The 20,316-nt window shown below is 58.9% G+C and carries 21 protein-coding genes; 11 read left to right on the top strand and 10 right to left on the bottom strand.

Annotated elements, in window-relative coordinates; translation table 11 throughout:
* Together B3Y70_RS04180 and B3Y70_RS04175 are read left to right on the top strand one after the other, a co-directional pair.
* Window positions 1-565: inorganic phosphate transporter (locus tag B3Y70_RS04180; RefSeq protein ID WP_288589245.1), on the top strand; the 565-nt coding region annotated here is incomplete at its 5' end.
* A gap of 100 nt (window positions 566-665) precedes the next feature.
* Window positions 666-932 (top strand): hypothetical protein, encoded by a 267-nt coding sequence (locus B3Y70_RS04175; protein WP_288589243.1) that lies wholly within the window; start codon window positions 666-668, stop codon window positions 930-932.
* A gap of 225 nt (window positions 933-1,157) precedes the next feature.
* Here the strand turns inward: B3Y70_RS04175 and panP are convergent, their stop codons facing one another.
* The 4 genes from panP to B3Y70_RS04155 form a co-directional block, all read right to left on the bottom strand.
* A complete protein-coding gene (panP, locus tag B3Y70_RS04170) occupies window positions 1,158-2,834 on the bottom strand; it encodes a pyridoxal-dependent aspartate 1-decarboxylase PanP (RefSeq protein WP_278351035.1) in 1,677 nt (558 codons plus the stop codon).
* Window positions 2,835-3,016: 182 nt separating this feature from the next.
* Window positions 3,017-3,364: a DUF503 domain-containing protein gene (locus B3Y70_RS04165; RefSeq protein WP_273031786.1), complete on the bottom strand. Its 348-nt coding sequence runs from the start codon at window positions 3,362-3,364 to the stop codon at window positions 3,017-3,019.
* 187 nt (window positions 3,365-3,551) lie between these two features.
* Window positions 3,552-5,243 carry an isovaleryl-CoA dehydrogenase gene (locus B3Y70_RS04160; RefSeq protein WP_288589241.1) on the bottom strand — a complete coding sequence of 564 codons (1,692 nt, stop codon included), beginning with the start codon at window positions 5,241-5,243 and terminating at the stop codon, window positions 3,552-3,554.
* A gap of 2 nt (window positions 5,244-5,245) precedes the next feature.
* Window positions 5,246-5,875 (bottom strand): TetR/AcrR family transcriptional regulator, encoded by a 630-nt coding sequence (locus B3Y70_RS04155; protein ID WP_023009492.1) that lies wholly within the window; start codon window positions 5,873-5,875, stop codon window positions 5,246-5,248.
* A gap of 9 nt (window positions 5,876-5,884) precedes the next feature.
* Between B3Y70_RS04155 and B3Y70_RS04150 the strand changes: the two genes are divergently transcribed.
* From B3Y70_RS04150 to B3Y70_RS04130, 5 genes are all read left to right on the top strand, one after another.
* The gene (locus B3Y70_RS04150; protein ID WP_273031792.1) at window positions 5,885-6,148 is read left to right on the top strand and encodes a hypothetical protein; all 264 of its coding nucleotides are present in this window, start codon (window positions 5,885-5,887) and stop codon (window positions 6,146-6,148) included.
* Window positions 6,145-6,366 carry a hypothetical protein gene (locus B3Y70_RS04145; protein ID WP_011786988.1) on the top strand — a complete coding sequence of 74 codons (222 nt, stop codon included), beginning with the start codon at window positions 6,145-6,147 and terminating at the stop codon, window positions 6,364-6,366. Before B3Y70_RS04150 ends, B3Y70_RS04145 begins: the two co-directional genes overlap by 4 nt.
* Window positions 6,367-6,515: 149 nt before the next feature.
* Window positions 6,516-7,565, top strand: coding sequence for a porphobilinogen synthase (gene hemB / locus B3Y70_RS04140; RefSeq protein ID WP_114433699.1), 1,050 nt, complete (start codon window positions 6,516-6,518; stop codon window positions 7,563-7,565).
* Window positions 7,566-7,617: 52 nt separating this feature from the next.
* Window positions 7,618-9,756, top strand: coding sequence for a polyphosphate kinase 1 (ppk1, locus tag B3Y70_RS04135; protein WP_014422847.1), 2,139 nt, complete (start codon window positions 7,618-7,620; stop codon window positions 9,754-9,756).
* Between the two features lie 41 nt (window positions 9,757-9,797).
* Window positions 9,798-11,090: a DUF945 family protein gene (locus tag B3Y70_RS04130; RefSeq protein WP_114433700.1), complete on the top strand. Its 1,293-nt coding sequence runs from the start codon at window positions 9,798-9,800 to the stop codon at window positions 11,088-11,090.
* 77 nt (window positions 11,091-11,167) lie between these two features.
* On the opposite strand, the gene coaD is transcribed toward B3Y70_RS04130, so the two are convergent.
* The 4 genes from coaD to B3Y70_RS04110 all read right to left on the bottom strand — a co-directional run bounded on the left by coaD (window position 11,168) and on the right by B3Y70_RS04110 (window position 15,871).
* Complete coding sequence (coaD, locus tag B3Y70_RS04125; RefSeq protein ID WP_014422845.1) at window positions 11,168-11,650, bottom strand: pantetheine-phosphate adenylyltransferase; 483 nt, start codon at window positions 11,648-11,650, stop codon at window positions 11,168-11,170.
* Between the two features lie 291 nt (window positions 11,651-11,941).
* The gene (locus B3Y70_RS04120; RefSeq protein ID WP_273031800.1) at window positions 11,942-13,540 is read right to left on the bottom strand and encodes a GMC family oxidoreductase; all 1,599 of its coding nucleotides are present in this window, start codon (window positions 13,538-13,540) and stop codon (window positions 11,942-11,944) included.
* A gap of 36 nt (window positions 13,541-13,576) precedes the next feature.
* Window positions 13,577-14,215 carry a hypothetical protein gene (locus tag B3Y70_RS04115; protein WP_273031802.1) on the bottom strand — a complete coding sequence of 213 codons (639 nt, stop codon included), beginning with the start codon at window positions 14,213-14,215 and terminating at the stop codon, window positions 13,577-13,579.
* A 210-nt stretch (window positions 14,216-14,425) separates the two neighbouring features.
* Entirely contained in the window at window positions 14,426-15,871 is a 1,446-nt protein-coding gene (locus B3Y70_RS04110; RefSeq protein WP_023009497.1) for a coniferyl aldehyde dehydrogenase, read from the bottom strand.
* Window positions 15,872-16,051: 180 nt separating this feature from the next.
* Between B3Y70_RS04110 and B3Y70_RS04105 the strand changes: the two genes are divergently transcribed.
* The gene (locus B3Y70_RS04105) at window positions 16,052-16,729 is read left to right on the top strand and encodes a TetR/AcrR family transcriptional regulator (protein WP_023009498.1); all 678 of its coding nucleotides are present in this window, start codon (window positions 16,052-16,054) and stop codon (window positions 16,727-16,729) included.
* A 200-nt stretch (window positions 16,730-16,929) separates the two neighbouring features.
* Here the strand turns inward: B3Y70_RS04105 and yihA are convergent, their stop codons facing one another.
* Window positions 16,930-17,574, bottom strand: a complete 645-nt coding sequence (gene yihA, locus B3Y70_RS04100; RefSeq protein ID WP_114433702.1) for a ribosome biogenesis GTP-binding protein YihA/YsxC — start codon at window positions 17,572-17,574, stop codon at window positions 16,930-16,932.
* 182 nt (window positions 17,575-17,756) lie between these two features.
* Here yihA and B3Y70_RS04095 point away from each other — a divergent pair, with 182 nt between their 5' ends.
* The 3 genes from B3Y70_RS04095 to B3Y70_RS04085 all read left to right on the top strand — a co-directional run bounded on the left by B3Y70_RS04095 (window position 17,757) and on the right by B3Y70_RS04085 (window position 20,090).
* Window positions 17,757-18,365 carry a c-type cytochrome gene (locus B3Y70_RS04095; protein WP_011786978.1) on the top strand — a complete coding sequence of 203 codons (609 nt, stop codon included), beginning with the start codon at window positions 17,757-17,759 and terminating at the stop codon, window positions 18,363-18,365.
* Window positions 18,366-18,536: 171 nt separating this feature from the next.
* Complete coding sequence (locus tag B3Y70_RS04090; protein WP_011786977.1) at window positions 18,537-19,175, top strand: thiol:disulfide interchange protein DsbA/DsbL; 639 nt, start codon at window positions 18,537-18,539, stop codon at window positions 19,173-19,175.
* Window positions 19,176-19,229: 54 nt separating this feature from the next.
* Window positions 19,230-20,090, top strand: coding sequence for an endonuclease/exonuclease/phosphatase family protein (locus B3Y70_RS04085; RefSeq protein WP_011786976.1), 861 nt, complete (start codon window positions 19,230-19,232; stop codon window positions 20,088-20,090).
* A gap of 69 nt (window positions 20,091-20,159) precedes the next feature.
* On the opposite strand, the gene rpmG is transcribed toward B3Y70_RS04085, so the two are convergent.
* Entirely contained in the window at window positions 20,160-20,315 is a 156-nt protein-coding gene (gene rpmG / locus B3Y70_RS04080) for a 50S ribosomal protein L33 (protein WP_008173465.1), read from the bottom strand.
* Window position 20,316 lies beyond the last annotated feature (1 nt).

Genomic DNA, 20,316 nt, shown 5'->3' with positions numbered 1-20,316 from the left:
GATCCCGCTTTGGGTGATGCTGGTCGGTGCCCTGGGGCTGGCGGTCGGGCTGATGCTGTTCGGGCCGCGCTTGATCAAAACGGTAGGCTCGGAGATTACCGAGCTGGACAAAACCCGAGCCTTCTGTATCGCGCTGTCTGCGGCGCTGACGGTGATTCTGGCGTCTCAGCTTGGCCTGCCGGTCAGTTCCACCCACATTGCCATTGGCGGCGTTTTCGGTGTCGGCTTCCTGCGTGAGTACCTGAAATCCAACTACGCGACCCAGTTGCACAAAATCATCGAACAGCATGACCCGACCGATCAGGAGCGCCTCAAGCCGTTCCTGGATGATTTTCGTAATGCCTCTGTGGAGGAAATGGAGAAGCTGCTGAAGCAGGCGAAGAAGAAAAAGCAGCAGGTGCCTTTGTCCAAGTCGGAGCGCAAGCGCCTGAAGAAGATATACCGTGAGGAGATGGTCAAGCGCTCCCATCTGGTAAAGATTGCCGCGGCTTGGATCATTACCGTGCCGGCGTCAGCGATTATGGCGGCGTTCCTGTTCTTTACCCTGCGTGGCCTGATGGTCTGACTGTTGTGCGGGGCTGGTGATGGCCCCGCGCTTTGTCCATACTATAGGCAATGCATCCGGCAGGCGTGGCCTGTCGCTATCCATATTCGGGGAGTACAACATGAGTTCACCTGTCGAGAGCCGTCAGGCGCGGATGATTGAAGAGTTGCGGGTGTTCATCAAGAAAGTGATGAGCGATCCGACGATTGCCGTGAAGTCCATGGAGATTGCCCGCAAGTACAAGGGCGAGGCCAATGCCGATGAGCTGATGGCTCGTGAGATCAGTGCCAATACCACGATCCGGATTCCGGAGAGCTGGAGTGAGGCCGACAAGATGTTTCTGGAAATCCTGCACGAGGTGCTGGATGACGAAGAGGCGCTTTATTGATTAATCCCCGGTATTGAACGACGAACTCTGAGCAAGGGGATGGGGAGCTTCTCCCAAAACCTTGCGGAGCCATGGATGGCGGAGCAGAGCGTACAGGGATGTATTCACAGCGTGTTTTGGGAGAAGCTCCCCATCCCCTTGTGGGGCCCCGACTGGCTCCGCAAGGTTTTGGAAAGACTTCCCGCGCCCCTAGCCATCAGATGATGGTGCAGTATTCCGGCTAACTCAGGCCTGCCTGGCTTCTTTCTGGTTCTGCTTCAAAACCGCCGCAGCCATCTGGTGCAGGATGGCCATTTCATCGGCAATCCCATCATCCTTCGACAGTTCCCTCTGCTCCCTGAGAATATCTTCCAGAATATCCGGCGTTGTTAACGGGTTGGCCAGAACCACCCGGAACACAATGCACGGGAAGTGATAGTAACGGGCTGGCTCCAGTCGGGTTCGGGAGACGAATGCTTTGCCGCGTTCCCGTTGGGTTTTCTGGATGAACTTGGTGATGCGGTTCAGGCAGGTGTTCATCTTTTCTGCCTGCAGCTCATCGGCCATGGCCAGTGCCTGGCGTACATCTTCCGGGCAATAGCGGTAGGTCAGGATGTTCAGTTCCGGGCGGGTGACCAGTTCAAAATCCGGTTGTTCATCGATCATGTTGGCAAAGGTTTTGGCTTTGTCGATGCCCTGATCGATGAGAATTTCGTAGCCTTCTCTTGCGAGGATTTTCAGGCCTGAGTGGATCAGCATGGCCATGCCCGGGCGGGAGCCTTCCAGGGTGGTGCTGCCGAGGTCCCGGGAACCCTTCCGGATGATGTACTGGGCGTGGTGTTCTACCGCGCTGGCGAGGCCGGGGTCTTTGAAGACCACCAGGCCGGCGCCCATGGGTACGTAAAGCTGTTTGTGGGCGTCGAAGGTGACCGAGTCGGCTTTCTCGATGCCGCGCAGCAGGTGTTTGTGGGTGCGGGAGAACAGGGTTGGCCCGCCCCAGGCGGCGTCGACGTGGAAGTGGGCGCCGAATTCCCGGGCGATATCGGCCATGGCATCCAGCGGGTCGACGTTGCCGGTTTCGGTGGTGCCGGCCACGCCGCAGATGGCCATGATCTTGATCTTCTGCTTCTGCAGCTCCAGACATTTGTCGCGCAGGGCATCGGTCTGGATGCGGTTGAATTCGTCGGTTTCCACCGGCACCAAGGCATCCCGGCCAAGGCCGAGGACATCGGCGGCTTTGCGCAGGGAATAGTGGCCTCGTTTGGAGACGACGATGGCGGCGCCTTCATGGCCGTAGTATTTCAGGGCGCGGAACAGGCCTTCTTCGTGCAGACCGCGGAAGCTTCCTTCAGCGGGGAAGGCACGGTTGCGAGCCACCCACAGGGCGGTGAGGTTGGCGACCGTGCCGCCGGAACACATGGCGCCCAGGGCGTGCCGGGGATCGTGCATCCATTTACGATAGAAAGAACCGTCTTCCTGGTACACCAGCCGGTGTATCTGGCCCAGTACCTGGCGTTCCATGGGCGTGAACGCCTTGGAGGTTTCGGTTTTCACCAGGTTCTGGTTCAGGGCGATCATGATCTTCGACAGCGGCAGCATGAAGTAGGGCAGTGCCGAGGTCATGTGGCCGATGAACGCGGGTGACGCGGTATGAACGGAGTTGGCCACCAGTTTGTCGAGCAGGAACTGGGTCTGCTCGGAGACAAAAACAGGTTTCTCCGGGATGACGTAGTCGGAGAAGTCTTTCTCGACTTCGGACAGGTCCCGTTCGATGGCGACGATGTGCTCCTGGAGGAATCCGGCCAGGTTACGGGAGATGTCCTGGTCGATCCGGCTCAGGGTCGACTCCGGCGCTTCGGGCACCGTGAACACGCGATACATTGCCTCTAATGAGGCCTGGGCGGATTTTTTCTTTCCGGTCATAGCACCACACACATTCAGTGGTATCCGATGGGTTGGTTCCGGAAACCCGTCGGATGGAGCCGGGCGTGGCCCGGTTGCGAAAAATGTCTGCCAGCCGCCAAGCGGGGCATTGGTTCCCTGAGGCTGCGTAGTATAAGACCTGTCAGGCAATGACGCCATGCCTGGCGGGCCACTGGTCCGGGTTAGAGGATTTCCCGGTGTACATCCAGGATGGCGGCGTCGATGCGGTCCTGGATGTCTTTTTCGACCTGGTCAAGGCGCTGGGTGATCTGCTGGGCGCTGGCGCCCAGGGCGGCGATGGTCCAGGTGGCACAGTCGAGGGCTTCCTGGTCGGCGGTTTCGGCGACGGCGAGGTCGGGTTCTTTGCCCCAGATGGCTTTCATGGCGGTGAAGGCTTTGCGTTTGGCTTTGAGGTCTTCGCAGCCGTAGAGCTGGAAGTGCAGGGTGAGGACGCCTACGTGGGGGGTAATATCCTGGTGCTGTTGTGGGGTTTTGCCTTCTTTCAGCAGTTTTCTAAGGGCGTCCGACATCGTGGCCTTAACCTTGGAGTTGGAACATGCGGGGGATGCCTTTCCAAAACACGCTGTGAATACTTCCCTGTACGCTCTGTTCCGCCATCCATGGCTCCACAAGGTTTTGGAAAGGCATCCCCCGCATGTTCATGAACCTTATAGGGGGAGTCCGGTTTGCATAACCGTTTTGCCTCCGTGAATGTCTTTAGCCTACTACAGGCGTCCCCCGTTTGATAATCGCTGCCGGGTTGGTGCCGGAGGGCAGGTTGCCGTAGTTCATGCCGCCGCTGCTTTGCAGGCGGGAGGCGCAGAAGGCATCGGCGACGTGTTTGTCGCCAAAGCGCAGTAACAATGAGCCTTGCATGGTCAGGGCCATGCGGTCGACCAGGTTGCGGGCGCGGTACTGGAAGTCGCTGATGTCGGCGAAGTCGTGTTGCAGTTGCGCCAGGTACTGGTCGAAGCGGCTGTCGGTGCCTTTGGCTTCGGCGGCTTCTTTGAAGAAGGCGTCGAGGGTTTCCGGTTCTTTCTGCAGGGCGCGGAGGGTGTCCAGGCACTGGACGTTGCCGCTGCCTTCCCAGATGGCGTTAACCGGGGATTCCCGGAACAGCCGGGGCATGATGCAGTCTTCCATCACGCCGCTGCCGCCGATGCATTCCATGGCTTCGTAGGCGTGGTTGGGGGTGCGTTTGCAGATCCAGTATTTACCTACGGGGGTGGCCAGGCGGGCCAGCAGGCGTTCGTGTTCGTTGTTCTGGTTGTCCATGGCCCGTGCGACGCGCATGGTGTAGGCGAGGGCGGCTTCGTTTTCGATGATCAGGTCGGCCAGGACGTTTTGCATCAGCGGCTGATCGCTGAGGGTTGCGCCGAAGGCGCTGCGGTTATGGCAGTGGTGCGTCGCCTGGGCCACGGCCTGGCGCATGCCGGCGGCGCTGCCAATCATGCAGTCGAAGCGGGTCATGGCGACCATTTCAATGATGGTTCTGACGCCGCGGCCTTCCTCGCCCACCATCCATGCCAGCGCACCGCGGATTTCCACTTCGCTGGAGGCGTTGGCAACGTTACCCATTTTGTTCTTGAGTTGCTGTACCTGCCAGGGGTTCTTGCTGCCATCCGGGCGCCATCTGGGCATCAGGAAGCAGGACAGGCCATTGGTGGTCTGGGCCAGTACCAGGAAGGCGTCGCACATGGGGGCGGAAACGAACCATTTGTGGCCGACCAGTTCGTAGGCCTGTCCGGGACCTTCCCGTCCTGTCGGGTAGGCCACGGTGGTGTTGGCACGCACGTCGCTGCCACCCTGTTTTTCGGTCATGGCCATGCCGATGGTGACGGAGGTTTTGTCGTCGTCCGGCACGTTGCGACTGTCGTATTCGTTGGCCAGGATTTTCGGGGCCCAGAGTTTGGCCAGGTCTGGCTGGTTCTGGATGGATGGGATCGCCGCGAAGGTCATGGTGACCGGGCAACAGTGAGCGGCTTCCACCTGGGAGTGCAGGTAATACTTGGCGGCCCGGGCCACGTGGGCGCCTTTGCCCGGGTTGGTCCAGGGGGAGCTGTGCAGGCCGTTTTCCAAGGCCACGCGCATGAGTTCGTGGTAGGCCGGGTGGAAGGTGACTTCGTCTACCCGGTGGCCGTAGCGGTCGTGGGTACGAAAGCTGGGTTTGTTGGCGTTCGCCAGGTTGCCCAGCTCGATGGTGTCGGCCTTGCCGGCCCAGGCGCCGAAGCGGCTGAGGTCTTCGCTGGCGTGGCCGGCGCCTTCTCGCAATACGGCTTCCCGGAGTGCGCTGTCCTGTTCATAGAGGTTATAGTTTTCCAGCGGCCGGGGCTGGTTGATGACCTCGTGAGTGGCTGACAGATAGCGGCTGTCGGCGTTGGACACGGTCTTGCGCTGCGGGCTGTTCATGGTTAGCTCCTGGTGCCGGTTAACCCCCGTAGGCAGAAGCAAACGATGGTGTCGACCAGCTCATCTTCGTTGTTGTCGTGTCCCGGTGGTGTTTCTGTCTGGGTCGGTGACAGCGGCCCCACCAGGGATTCCGAGATGGCGCCAACCAGGCAGGTGCTGGTAAGGCGGGCATCCTGATCCGGTATGCAGCCCTCGGTTATGCCGCTCCGGATCGCTTGTTCAAACAGGTTGGCGTAGGCTTTGCGGTATACCAGTCGCTCTTCTTCGACTTTCGGGTCTACCGGCTCGGCAATCAGTGCCCAGGCTTTCATCGGGCCTTTCAGGGCCCGACGGGCGAACTGACGCAGAGCGTTGTCCAGGCGTTCAACCGCACTACCGCCGACCGCGAGTGCTTCGGCGACCTTGTCGACTTCACGTTGGGTGGCCAGGCGAAAGATTTCTGCAAACAGGTCCTCCCGTGACTCGAAGTGGCGGTAGATAGTGCCCGTGGCAACGCCGGCCAGCCCCGCGATGCGGGTAATGCGTGCGCTGCGGAAGCCGCCTTCGGATACGCACTCCCAGGTGCATTCAATGATCTTTTTCCGCGCTTCGGCTTTGCGCTGGCGCATTTTTTCAGTTTCGCGGTAGGCCATGCCGGCTCCTTGCAAGCATTGAATCAATATTCATTCTTTATGTCAATTCTGTGTGCCATTAAAGGGCTGTTATCTGATCTTTTAAAACAATGGGTTATCTCCAATTACAAAAAATTACAAAAAAGTGGTTGTCAGGAAATAGCGTCGGTCGTGAAAGCAGATTATAAAGACGCCAAGACGGGCCGTCAGATGGCCGGCAGTCGAGACGGGGTGCGTCTTCCAGAGCATCTGGCCACCCGTAAAGCTGTTTTCGTTGATGGAGATAAGCCATGAGTGAATTCGACGAAAGCAATCTGGAGCAGTCCAGCAACTGGACCAGCGACAGCGACGATAACCATTCCATTGCCGGCCGTGCGCGGGTTCGGGCCCAGTTGCAGGCAGATATTGAGGCCTTCCTGCAAGGCGGCGGAAAGATACAGGAGGTGGACACCACCTTCCGTTCTGATACCCCGCGCAAGGTGGAGATCGGGTTCAACAACCGTTCCCTCTGATGGCGTTTCCTCGCCGGGCAGCGGCTTCCGTTGCCCCGGCAACTCTGTTTTTCTGTCATCTCTTTGTCATCTGTCAACGGCACACTCGGCTCAGGCCTGCAACGGGCGGCTTCTGGGGTGTATGATGTCATCACTTTCCAAGGCCATCCATGTTCAGGAGGTTATCCGTGTCGAAGCCGTGTCTTGCGCACTCCAGTCGAGCCTATCCGTTCACCCGTTTGCGTCGCAATCGTGCCAGTGATTTTTCCCGTCGTCTGGTTCGGGAGAACCAGTTGTCACCCGATAACCTGATTTTCCCGGTGTTTGTGCTTGAAGGCGAGAATCAGCGTGAATCCGTACCCTCCATGCCGGGTGTCGAGCGCCTTAGCGTCGATCTGCTGGTGGAGCAGGCGGCGGAACTGGTAGAGCTGGGTATTCCCGCCTTGGCGCTGTTCCCGGTGGTACCAGCGGAGAAAAAGAATCTGTCCGGCTCCGGCGCGTGGGATTCTGATGGCCTGGCCCAGCGGGCGGTTCGTGCCCTGAAAAAGGCGCATCCGGAGCTGGGGGTGATTACCGATGTGGCGCTGGATCCGTTCACCACCCATGGGCAGGACGGCATTATCGACAACGATGGCTATGTGCTGAACGATGTCACGGTTGAAGCGCTGGTCAATCAGGCACTGTCCCACGCGGATGCCGGTGCCGATGTGGTGGCACCCTCTGACATGATGGATGGTCGGGTGGCGGCTATTCGAGAAGCCCTGGAAGGGGCAGGCTATGTGAATACCCGGATTCTGGCCTACTCTGCCAAGTATGCGTCCAGTTATTACGGTCCGTTCCGGGATGCGGTCGGCTCGGCTGCCAACCTTGGCAAGGGTAACAAAGCCACCTATCAGATGGATCCGGCCAACAGTGATGAGGCCATTCATGAGGTGGCCATGGATCTGGCTGAAGGCGCCGATATGGTGATGATCAAGCCGGGCATGCCCTATCTGGATATCGTGCGCCGGGTGAAAACCGAACTGCAGGTGCCAACGTTTGTGTACCAGGTCAGTGGCGAATACGCCATGCATATGGCCGCAGCTCAAAACGGCTGGCTGGATGGCGACGCGGTCATGATGGAGAGCCTGATGGCCATGCGCCGTGCCGGTGCCGATGGCATTCTGACCTATTTCGCCGTGCGCGCCGCCAGACTGATGCGGGAACGACAGCGATCATAAGCGGGCAGCGGCTGGTGGCCGAAGCCCGCCTCAACGATGGATATAAAGAGCAATGACAAGCGAAACCGTGACAGAGACAGGCAGTGAACAGAGCGTCCCGGCGCCGGTGGATCTTCCTCCCGTTGGTGAGGAAGTGAATCTGGATGCCAGCGAGAACTACTTCAACCGCGAACTGAGCCAGCTGCAGTTCAATTACCGGGTGTTGAAGCAGGCGCTGGATACCACGCATCCTCTGATCAATCGTCTGATCTTCTGCTGCATTTTCAGCAGTAACATGGATGAGTTCTTTGAAATCCGGGTGGCGGGCCTGCGCCAGCAGATGAAGTATGGCCGCGAAACGGTGGGTGTCGACGGCATGTTGCCGGAACAGGTGTTGGCGGAGATCAGCCGCGTTGCCCACGACTATATCCACGAACAGTACGATATTCTCAATAATGTCCTGATTCCGGAGCTGGAGCAGGAGAACATCCACTTTGTCCGGCGCCGCGAGTGGACACCGGCCCAGGCCGAGTGGGTGCGCAATTACTTTGACGAGGAAATTCTGCCGGTGGTCAGCCCGATCGGGCTGGACCCATCACACCCGTTCCCCCGCCTGGTGAACAAGAGCCTGAACTTCATCGTTGAGCTGGACGGCAAGGATGCCTTTGGTCGTGAGACCGGGATGGCGATTGTGCCCGCGCCCCGCTCCCTGCCGCGCCTGGTGCGCTTGCCGGATGAGGTGTGCGAGGGTGGTGACAACCTGGTGTTTCTGTCGTCCATGATTCACGCCCATGCTGATGAGCTGTTTCCGGGTATGGAGGTGAAGGGCTGTTATCAGTTCCGGCTGACCCGGAACGCGGACCTTGAGCTTGAAGACGATCTGGAAGACCTGGCGTCGGCCCTGCGCGGCGAGCTGCTAAGCCGTCGGTTTGGCGATGGCGTTCGCCTTGAGGTGGCGGATAACTGCCCAGAAGAGCTGGTGCAGTTCCTGCTTCGGGAATTCGGTCTGACCGAGCGGGATCTCTACCAGGTCCACGGCCCGGTAAACCTGACTCGATTGATGGCGGTGGGTGGCCTGGTGGACCGGCCAGACCTGACCTATTCCAGCTTCTCGCCGTCGATTCCTCGCCAGATTCGTAGCAAGGAATCCATGTTCGATGCCATTCGCAAACGGCCCCTGCTGCTGTTACATCCCTATGAAAACTTCAGCCCGGTGGTGGATCTGCTGCGCCAGGCAGCCAAGGATCCACAGGTGCTGGCCATTCGCCAGACGCTTTATCGCACCGGTGCCGACTCGGAAATTGTTGAGGCCCTGGCCGATGCCGCGCGTCGAGGCAAGGAAGTGACGGCGGTTATCGAGCTGCGAGCCCGTTTCAGTGAGGCCGAGAACCTGGAGCTGGCCAGTCGGCTGCAGGAAGCCGGCGTGATCGTGGTTTACGGTGTGGTCGGGTACAAAACCCACGCCAAGATGATCCTGATTGTCCGCCGGGAAGAAGGCCGCTTGCGGCGCTACGTGCATCTGGGCACCGGTAATTACCATGCCGGGAACGCACGCCTGTACACCGACTACAGTTTCATGACCTGTGACGAGTCCATCGGCGACGACGTCAACAAGCTGTTCCAGCAGTTAACCGGCATGGGCAAGGCGTTGAAGATCAAAAAGCTGTTTCATGCGCCGTTTACCTTGCACAACCGTCTGATCAGTCTGATCGAACGAGAGGCCAGCTATGGTGAGCAGGGGCGGATTATCTTCAAGTTCAATGCCCTGACCGAGCCGCAGATGATCAAGGCCCTGTATCGGGCCTCCCAGGCCGGGGTCAAGATTGATCTGGTCATCCGTGGCATCTGCTGCCTGCGTCCGGAAGTGCCGGGACTCTCGGACAATATCCGGGTGCGCTCGGTGATCGGCCGCTTCCTGGAGCACACGCGGGTGTACTATTTCGGTAATAGTGGCCGGCCCGAGGTGTATTGTTCCAGTGCTGATGGCATGGAGCGCAATCTTCTGCACCGGGTCGAAACCGCGTTCCCGGTTGAGGAGCCCGCGCTGATTGCACGCCTGCGGGAAGATCTGGATACCTATCTGGCGGACAATTGCCAGGCCTGGGTGTTGCAGCCCGATGGCAGTTACATTCAGAATCAGCCCGGGGAAGGCGAAGAGCGACTGGCATCACAGCTGGTCCTGCTGGAGCGTCTGACCGGCAAACCCAACTGAGGCCGGTGGGCCGGCACCGAAATAATCACAGGACGGATACCTTGAAACTGAAAAAATGGACGCTGGCCGGTCTGGCCGTACTGCTGGTGGCTGGCGGTGCTCCCTGGGGTGTGGGCTATGTCACCGAGCAGCACTGGCGTGAAGCAACACTGGAAGTAAACCGGGCCCAGCCCTTTCTGAATCTTGAGACCGAGCAGTATCGTCGTGGTGTGCTTGGTTCCGAGGTATCCGCTACCGTGACCCTGAGAGATCCTGAGACCGGTGATTCTCACACCATAGCCATCGAAATCCAGGTGTCCCATGGCGTCACCGGCAGCCTGATGGATTTTCGCCCGCGCCAGGGGTGGCAGCCAGAGGGTGCTGACTGGTTTCCGGACGATGAGCCCAGTCTGACGCTGGAAACCCGGCTCTGGGGCAGCGCCACGCTTGAGCTGACAGCACCGGTGATGGACATTGATAACCCGGAGCGGGAAACCTCCCTCAAGAGCAGTGGCGGTCTGGTGCGGATTGATGTTGGGCGTCTTGGTGAAGCGGCAGACTTGCTGGTGGTCTGGCCGGCTATCCGCCTCAGTGATTCGGAAATGGATGTGACGATCGATAACGTCCATATGGAACAGAGCATGGAATGGCTGGTGGGGGATATCTGGACCGGCGCTGGCGTGATGACCGTGGATAACCTGACCTTGCAGGGGGCTCAGGCTCCCGCAATGACCTTGGCCGGGATGTCGCTTGAAAGCGCCAGTGATGCCCGCCAGAACGGCGAGCGCCTGGACTCGCAGGTTACCCTGTCGCTGGAATCGGCCGCTCTGGCGGATCAGGCCTTTGGGCCGCATCGGCTGGAGGTGGCGCTGGAGAACCTGGATGTGGCCAGTTGGAATGACTTCAGTGGCGCCATGGCGGATATGCAGGCACTGGCTTTGACCGCCGGAGACGACCCGAGGGCCGCGTTTGAACAACAGATGGCGGTGATGCAGCGTTTTAACGAAGCGCTCCGCAGTCTTGCTGCCGAAGGATTTTCCATGGGGATCCGGGAGCTCAGTCTGGCAACGCCTGAAGGGGAAGTTACCGGCTCACTGGACATCAGCCATCCGGAGCTCTCCGATCAGCAGCGTGACAACATGTTGATGGTCATGCAGGCGCTGACCGGGAGTGTGAATTTCAGCATGCCGGTTGCCCTTGCGGAAGACTATCCCGCCGTGCGTATGCAGGTGGCGCCATTGATCAAACAGGGCCTGCTGGTTCAGAACGGTGAGCGCCTGGTCATGGATGGCCGGATGGAGGATCTGGTACTCACCGTAAACGACGTGGAAATCCCCCTGCCTCCGCTGCTCTGAATCTCAACGACCCGCCAGCTGCTGGTACTTCGCCATCAGCTGCGCTTCGGTGATCATCAACGCCCTTCGGATTTTCCTCAGGATTCGCTGAACTTCTGTTGCAGGGCTTCTGCCACAGCCGGGTCTACAAACTCGGAAATGTCCCCGCCCAGCGAGGCAATTTCGCGAATCAGGGTGGAGGAGATGTAAGAGAGGTGGTTGGCGGGAGTCAGGAACACGCTCTCAACTTCCGGCGCCAGTCGGCGGTTCATGTCGGCAAGCTGGAATTCATATTCAAAGTCAGAAACCGCGCGCAGTCCCCGCAGGATAACGGAGGCGTTTTGCTCGCGCACGAAGTCGGCGAGCAGGTTGCTGAAACCGGTGACGCTGACGTTGGGGAGGTGTGCGGTGGCCTTGCGGACCAGTTCGCAGCGTTCTTCAAGATTGAGAAGTGGCTGCTTTTTCGGGTTGTAGGCGACGGCGACGACAATTTCATCGAACATGCGGCCGGCCCGTTCGATGAGGTCGGTGTGGCCGTTGGTGATGGGGTCGAAGGTGCCGGGATAGATGACTTTGGGCATGCACAGCTCCTTTTGTTGGTGAGCCGTAGGATAGCAGGAACCGTTTACATGCTGTAGTCCGCGTGGTGTACCGGGCCTTTTGCGAATGGTGCCTTGTTTAGGTGCTGGCGCCGGTCGGGGGTGGCCTCCCGGGAGACGCTACGAGCACTTCCCTGTGAGCTTCTTTCGGGCCGTCCATGGCCCTCAAGACTCCCGGGAGGCCACCCCCGACCAACGCTACTCAACTGAGTGCAGGTCTCCCCGGAATCTCTGGGAGTTTTCCGCGTTTTCATCTTATTGCAGGAGCGAAGGCTAGCCTTGCTTTCTTAGCTTCTGCGCCAACCGGTTGCTGTTTCTCGCCGCCAGTGCATACACCGACAACTGCGGGTTGGCGCCGATACTGGTGGGGAAGATGGAGGCATCGTGGATGTTCAGGTTGGCGATGTGGTGATGCTCACCGAAACTGTTCACTACCGAGGTTTTCGGGTCAGTGCCCATGCTGCAGCCGCCCATCTGGTGCGCGGTGAACAGGCGGGCGCGGTGGGGTTTCATGGGCAGGTTGTTGATGGCGTCTCTGGCCTGGTTCCAGCTGGTGTACCAGTCAGAGTCCAGGTGCATGGCCTGGACGGCTTCGGCGCCGGCGGCGAACTGGATTTCGGCCATGGTGAGGTAGGCCTTGCGCAAGCCTTGCCAGAGGTAGTCGGTGATCGGGTAGTCCAGTACCGGGCTGCCGTCGTCTCTGAGTGACACTGTGCCGCCCGGGCTGTCCGGGTGGAAGCCGTCGCGCAGCAGGGCGATGACCGATTGCATCCAGGGCAGCTGGCCCAGGTTGTCTCGCTGTGGCTGGCCGTGGCCGGGTACCACGCCGGCTGCCATGGCCGGGTGCAGGGGCGGTACTTCCAGTTTGTAACCTGCCGGGCCGTCGGTGCCTGCCTTGAAGTTAAATTCGTCCGAGTAGATGGACTGGGGAGCGCCGTAGAACGGGTCGATTTTCGCCGGCATGCGGGCGACGGTGGCGTTGACCGGATGGATGAAGGATCGCTTGCCCACGCGCTGGTAAGGGTCGGGCAACTGCGAGCGAAGCAGCAGGCCGGGGGAGCCAATGGCGCTGGCGGCGACCACGAATTGCCGGGCTTTCAGGGTGATCGTGACGCCGGATGGGGTGGCGCCGTCCGGGCCCATGGCGGAGGCGAGCAGGTGGTCGATCCGGTCCTGACTCATCACCAGGCGTTCCGCCCGCAGACCGTGGAAGAGCTGTGCTTTGTGATCCAGTGCGCCCGGGATGGTGGTGAGTAGTGCCCCCTGTTTGGCGTTGGTGGGGCAGCCTACGCCGCAGTAACCGCTGTTCCAGCAGCCTTTGACGTTTCTTGGGATTACCTGCCAGGAGTAGCCGAGTTTTTCGCAGCCCTGGCGCAGGATGTCGTTGTTCAGGTTGGGTGGGGTTTCCCAGGGCGCCATGTTGTGGCGCTGCTCACGGCCCTCAAACCATGGGGCCATGGCGTCCGGTGCCAGTCCTTCGAGGCCGAGCTCCTGGCTCCAGTAGGTGAGCGTTTCGTCCGGGGTGCGGAAGCTGCTGGTCCAGTTTACCGTGGTGGAGCCTCCGACACAGCGGCCCTGCAAAATCGCGATGGCGCCATCGGCGGTGACCCGGCTCATGCCTTCCTGGTACAGATTGGCGTAGGACGTCAGCTCGTCCATCTTGAAGTCTTTCTGATAATACAGTCGACCCTCTTCCACCAGAATAACCGACAGCCCCTGACGGGCCAGGATCTCCGCGGTTGTGCCGCCCCCGGCACCGGTGCCGATAACCACAACATCCGCCTCTACCGTGCGGTTTTCGCTCAGTTTGCTGGCGTCGGTCACATTCCAGCCGGCAGCCAGTCCCCGGGCAATGGGATCGTTCATGGACATACTTCGCTCCTTAATACGATGGGTATCCGGGGTTTATCAAGCGGCAGGATTGAACTGTGGCAAGGCATCCACCATCCAGGCGGGAGGCCCCGGGTAACCAGACAGGTGCCAGTGGTCTTCATGCCCATAGAAGGCGACGTTGCTGATCTTGGTCAGGGCAATGTAGCCGTTATTCAAAAGTCCGATCCGACTGTCGCGCCAGCGCCGCAGAAACGCGTCGGCATCGGCGGTACTGACCGAGGGCCAGTCTGACCATACCCGCGCCAGGGCGATCCGGGTGGGGGCAAAGTTAAGCAGATCAAAGAGCTTGCGCAGCTCCTGCTGATTCGCCGGGCCGAACTTCACAATGCCCTGGTCGATCCGTTCAATCGTTCCGGCAATGGCAAAGCGACGCTGGTTGGGTTCCTCCGGCAGAGCTCCGGCAAACATGGCGGGCAACAGGGCCTCGAACAGGGCGATGTCATCCCGGCTCAGAAACTGGAACTGGTAGCGGGCGTCCATGCGGCTGTCGACCGCACTGACCCGGCCTGCGGGGGCCGTAGCACAGCCGGTTAGCCCGGCAGAGAGGCTGACGGTGCTCAGGAACACCGCGCCCCCTAAACCGGTTTTGAGGAAACTGCGGCGGTCCAGAGAGGATGCGTTGGGCGAGCTGTCTGTCGAAACTGGGTCTGTCATCTGATTGTTGGCCGTTTTGTTATCTTTATTTTGCGCGTTGCGAAACGTTTGATCGCCGGTGGGAGGGAGGTCTTTCCGGGACTGTGCAAAACAGGGATGTTTTGCTCAAGCCTACAGGGAAGTATTTACGGCGTGTCCCGGAAAGACCTCCCTCCCGCCGGCCTGCACCCAGTCCGAAGGCTGGGGCTGGAGAGAAGTGGTGTTCTCTGATTAACGAATAAACAGCTTATACACCAACCGATGCGCCGCCGTACCATGGGGCGCATACACGTATTTGCCGCTGTTGAACTTCTGCTTGGTGAAAATCGCCCGGTGATGGGAGAAGGTCAGGAAGCCTTCCTTGCCGTGATAGTGCCCCATACCGGAATCACCAATCCCGCCGAACGGCAGGTCGTCCTGGGCCACGTGCATCAGGGCATCATTGATGCACATGCCGCCGGAATGGGTGTTGTCCACCACATGCTGCTGGTGCGACTTGTCGTAGCCAAAGAAATACAGTGCCAGCGGCCGTGGCCGGTCATTGATGTAATGGATCGCCTCGTCCAGACTGCCGTAACTGATGATCGGCAGGATCGGGCCGAAAATCTCGTCCTGCATCACCTTCATGTCCGGCGTGGTCTTCAGCACCAGTGTCAGCGGAATCTTCCGGGTACCGTCCTTCATGTTCTCGTTGGCGGGATTGATCTCCACCAGTTCCGCGCCTTTGGCCCGGGCATCCTCAAGATAGCCCTGCAAGCGATGGTGTTGGCGCTCATTGATGATGGCCGTGTAGTCGTCGTTATCCCGCAGGCTGGGGTACATCTCGGCGAACCGTGCCCGGAATTCATCTACGAACGCCTGCACCCGGTCGGCGGGGCAGAGCACATAGTCCGGTGCCACACAGGTCTGGCCGGCATTGAAGGCTTTGCCGAAGGCGATACGCTGGGCCGCATCTTCCATCGGCACATCCGGCGAAACAATGGCCGGGGATTTGCCGCCGAGCTCAAGGGTTACCGGGGTCAGGTTTTCGGCTGCCGCGCGCATCACCAGCTTGCCCACCGAAGTAGAACCGGTAAACAGCAGGTGATCGAAAGGCCGTTGGGAGAAATCAGCAGCCACATCGGCCTCGCCAGTGATCACCGACACCAGATCCTCCGGGAACATCGACTCGATGATCTCTTTGAATAGGGCCGACGTGTGCGGAGTGAATTCCGACATCTTGATCATGGTGCGGTTGCCGGCCGCCAGGGAAGCGACCAGTGGACCGACCGCCAGATACAGAGGGTAATTCCAGGGCACGATGACGCCTACAACCCCTTTGGGCTGGTAGTAAACCTTGTTGCTGGCGGGCTGGAACAGAACCGAAACATGGCGTTTGGAGGGCTTCATCCAGTCGCCGAGATTCTTCAGCGTGTAATTGATGCCCTGAATAGACGGCATGACTTCGGCAATCAGGGATTCGTCTTTGGAGCGACAGCTGAAATCCCGATCGATGGCCTCGACCAGGCGATCCTGATGGGCCAGTAGCGCCCGTTTCAGACGCTTGAGGTTCTCTTTGCGCTCGGTCAGGGACGGCATCGGGTTGTTGCGGAAGGCCTTCTTCTGGTCCTCAAAGACGCGATGCGTGTGCTGGATCTGCTTCTTGCTCTCTGTGAGCTGGACGACGGTGGCACCCATGGTTTTCTCCCCCTGACTGCCTGGAGCGACAGGCGCTGGCAGTCGGTTATTGTCGTTGGCCAAAATCTGTGCGATTTGCGCTTGAGGCTATTATTAGAGTATATACTCTAGGCAGTCAAGAAAGCCGGATGGCTCTTTAGGCCATCCGTGACACTGATAACAACAAACACCGGCATGACGATGAAAACCAGAGACAAGATACTGTTATCCAGCCTGGAGCTGTTTAATGACAAGGGTGAGCGCAACATCACCACCAATCACATTGCCGCGCACCTGGCGATATCGCCGGGTAATCTGTATTACCACTTCCGCAACAAGTCCGACATCATCTACGAGATTTTCCAGGAATATGAAAAGCTGGTGGACTACTACCTGGATATTCCGGAAGACCGACCGATCACCCTGGAGGATATGACCTTCTATCTGGAGTCGGTGTTTGACGGCCTCTGGAGCTATCGCTTCTTCCACCGGGATCTGGAATACCTGCTCGACAGTGACCCGCGGCTGCGCCGGGACTACCGGGAGTTTACCAATCGCTGTCTGGCGGCCATCAACCGGATTTTCGCAAAGCTGGCGGATGCCGGCATTATCCAGCCTCAGCCGGAGGATCTGCGTTCGGCCATGTCACTGAATGTCTGGCTGGTGATTACCAACTGGATGGCGTTTCTGAAGACGGCTCATGCGGCCGAGGAGCCTGCCAGTCTGTCCCTGACCGAGTTAAAACAGGGGATCTATCAGGTGCTGACACTGGAAGTGCCCTATCTCACGCCGGAGTATCGTGAGCGGGTGCTGGCATTGCGAGAAAAATACCGTCCTACCTTGCCTGAAGCCCAGGGTGTTTCTGGCGTTGAGGCATGAGCCTGGCTGGCCTGGTCAAAGTTTGATCTGAAATTGAACTTTTTGAATGCGGCGCAGTCACAGCTAATGACGTTGGGAACCGGACACTCCCTGCGTCTCCTGAGTGAGTTCTCAGGTTTTCGGCCTCTGTTGTTGCAGAGGCACATAGCACGTCGCAAACCCTGACGTTTTCACCGGCCTGTCTTCTTCAGGCCGGCTTTTTATGCCTCAACCGGCGCCTGTTCCGAGGCTTCCAGCCAGTGGGTCAGCGCTTCCCGGCACTCGTCGACTCCGCGCTTGGAGGTGGCGGAGAACATGATGAGGTGCTCCACACATTGATATTCCTTCAGCGTTTTCGCGATACCCAGCATGGCGGTTTTTGCCTGACCAAACTTCAGTTTGTCGGCCTTCGTGGCCAGAATCATGAGCGGAAGGTGGTTATGTTCACACCATTCCACCATCATCTGGTCGAAATCGGTGAGCGGGTGCCGGATGTCCATCACCAGAACCAGACCACGCAGGCAGCGGCGATCATTCAGGTAATGGCCGAGATGCTGTTGCCAGTCGTCTTTCATGTCCCGGGACACTTTCGCATAGCCGTAACCGGGCAGGTCGACCAGACGGGCATGTTCCCGATTCAGGCTGAAAAAGTTGATCAGCCGGGTCCGGCCGGGGGTTTTACTGGTGCGAGCCAGTTTGCCATTGGCGGTGATGGCGTTCAGGGCGCTGGATTTGCCCGCATTGGAGCGGCCGGCAAAGGCAACTTCGGCGCCATGGTCGGGGGGGCATTCGTCCAGTTTGGAGGCGCTGATGAGAAAACGGGCGCTGTTGAACGAGAGGCTTTTTTGAGTCAGATCAGGGTCCACGACGGTTGGTGTTCCTTTGGATTTCAGTTATCGGCGATTAATGTATAATGCTACACCAATTTCCGGCGGGACGCCTCGCGTTGCCGCTGTATGCCCCGGTTTTGCACCTGACGACCCAGTGCCTGCCGGCTGCACAACGAAGAATACTTTCAAGATGCAAAGATGAGAGAAGCGGAGCGAGCATGAAAAGACTGATCGCAGGAGTTGTTCTCGGAGTTGGCCTTACAGCGATGGCTCACGGGGCAGGAGATCCGGCAGCGGGTGAACAGAACGCAGCAGTGTGTGCGGGCTGTCATGGTCAGGGCGGAGCCAAGCCGGTAATGGCTGTGTATCCAAAACTGTCCGGTCTGGGCGAGAAATATCTGTACAACCAGCTGGTTGACATCAAATCCGGGGATCGTGCCATTCCTGAAATGACGGGCCTGCTCAACGCCATGTCCGATCAGGATTTGCAGGATCTGGCTGCCTACTTCAACAGCCAGGAAATGGTTGTTGGTCAGGCCAATCCGGATCTGGTTGAGCAGGGTCAGGCACTGTACCGCGGCGGCAATATGGCCTCCGGTGTACCGGCCTGTTCCGGTTGCCATAACCCCTCCGGCATTGGCAACGAGCCGGCAGGTTACCCTGCCTTGGGCGGACAGACTGCAGAATATGTTATCAAGCAGTTGAAAGCTTACCGGGCGGGTGAGCGCGCCGGAGGCGCGAATGCCGGCATCATGATGGATGTTGCCTCCAAGCTGACAGACGCTGAGATTGAGGCGGTCGCCAGCTACGTATCCGGCCTGAACTGATCGACAGCCGTCAGTTACGACTGAAAACCCCGCCTCGGCGGGGTTTTTGGTATCCGGTATTCATAATACCTAACCGTTCGGTAACGCATTCCTTTGGCCCTCCGGTGGAACTTTTTCGCATCCCTGGGTCATAATCCCCGTTAAAATTCATTGATGGCTCGGAGATTCCCGATGATCAGAACCCTGACGTCTTCCGCCGTTCTGGCGCTTTCACTGTTGTCTGCTGCTTCCCTAGTCAATGCCCAGCCCTGGGTGGCCGGAGAACACTACCGGGTACTGGATAATCCGGTAAGAACGGCATCGGATAACGGTGTCGAAGTGGCGGAAGTCTTCTGGTACGGCTGTCCGCACTGCTACAACTTCAAGCCGCTGGCTGAAGCCTGGGAAGCGGAGGCTCCGGACTACATCAACTATGTGAAGCTGCCGGCGGCACTGGGTCGCAGCTGGGAGCCGCATGCCTACGCATTCTATGCCCTTGAGGCCATGGGCGAGCTGGACAAGGTGCATGACGCGCTGTTCGATGCCCTGGCCGGAGAGCGCCGTCCCCTCAATACCCCGGAAGCTCTGGCTGATTTTGTTGCCGGGTATGGCGTGAACGCCGAGAAGTTTCTGGAAAACTACAACAGTTTCGGGGTGCGTGCCAGAGTGCAGCAGGCCCAGGCCAAGATTCGTGGCGCGCGCATTACCGGTACACCGACTATGCTGGTTGATGGCAAGTACGTGGTAAGTGCCTCCATGGCGGGTAGTCACGAAAACACCCTGAAGGTGGTCGAGTATCTGGCGGAAAAAGAGCGCAGCGGGTCTGAGTAAGGCGCCATGCGGTTCGCCGGGCGCTGGATGGGCTGACCGGAGAAGCGGCTGATAATGTACAAGCGAATCCGTAACCAGCTGAACGGTATACTCAGAAACCAGGAAAGCTCCCGGGGCACTTGTTCCGGGAGCGAGCATGTGCCGGAGTTTGAAGCTCACCGGCACATCCGGCTACTGACTTTCAATATTCAGGTTGGTATCAACACTTCGTCCTATCACCATTACCTGACCCGCAGCTGGCAGCATTTTCTGCCCAATCGCCGGCGCTACGAAAACCTGGATCGGATTGCCACCCTGCTCAGCCAGTATGATGTGGTTGCCCTGCAGGAGTGTGATGGCGGCAGTCTCCGCAGTGGTTACATCAATCAGGTGCAATACCTGGCCGAGGCGGCCGGGATTCCTTACTGGTACCAGCAATTAAATCGCAACCTCGGCCAGATTGCCCAGCACAGTAATGGCCTGTTGAGCCGTTTCCGCCCGCTGGATGTCACTGAACACAAGTTGCCGGGACTGATTCCCGGGCGTGGCGCCATCATTGCGCGCTACGGGGATGAGGAAGACCCGCTGGTACTGGTGCTGATGCATCTCTCTCTCAGCAAGTCGGCCCAGCAGAAGCAGCTTGGATTTATCCGCGAGCAGATTGCGAGCTATCGGCATGTGGTGCTGATGGGGGACATGAATGCCCATGCAGAGCAGTTGCTGACACGAACACCGCTGAAAGAAACCGATCTGATTCCGCTGCCCGACACCGCGCACAGCTTCCCGAGCTGGCGCCCGGAAAAGGCGCTTGACCATATTCTTGTCAGTCCCTCTCTGGAAATCCGGCGCTCTGAAGTGGTGAGCTATCCGGTTTCCGACCACCTTCCCATTGCCATGGATGTGGCGCTGCCCAAAGGCTATCTGGAAACATTCTGAGTCTTGTCTGATGCGTCCAGGCAATAAAAAACCCGGCAGATGCCGGGTTTTTTGTGGAGGCAGGATCAATTACTTGATCTTGGCTTCCTTGTACGCAACGTGCTTACGGACAACCGGATCGTACTTTTTGATCTCGATTTTTTCCGGAGTGTTACGCTTGTTCTTTTTGGTCGTGTAGAAGTGACCAGTGCCTGCTGAAGATACCAGCTTGATTTTCTCGCGCATG

It is taken from the genome of Marinobacter sp. UBA5687 (genome assembly GCF_002420325.1).
In the GTDB taxonomy this organism is placed as follows: domain Bacteria; phylum Pseudomonadota; class Gammaproteobacteria; order Pseudomonadales; family Oleiphilaceae; genus Marinobacter; species Marinobacter nauticus.
This window is presented reverse-complemented; position numbering and strand designations above follow the sequence as displayed.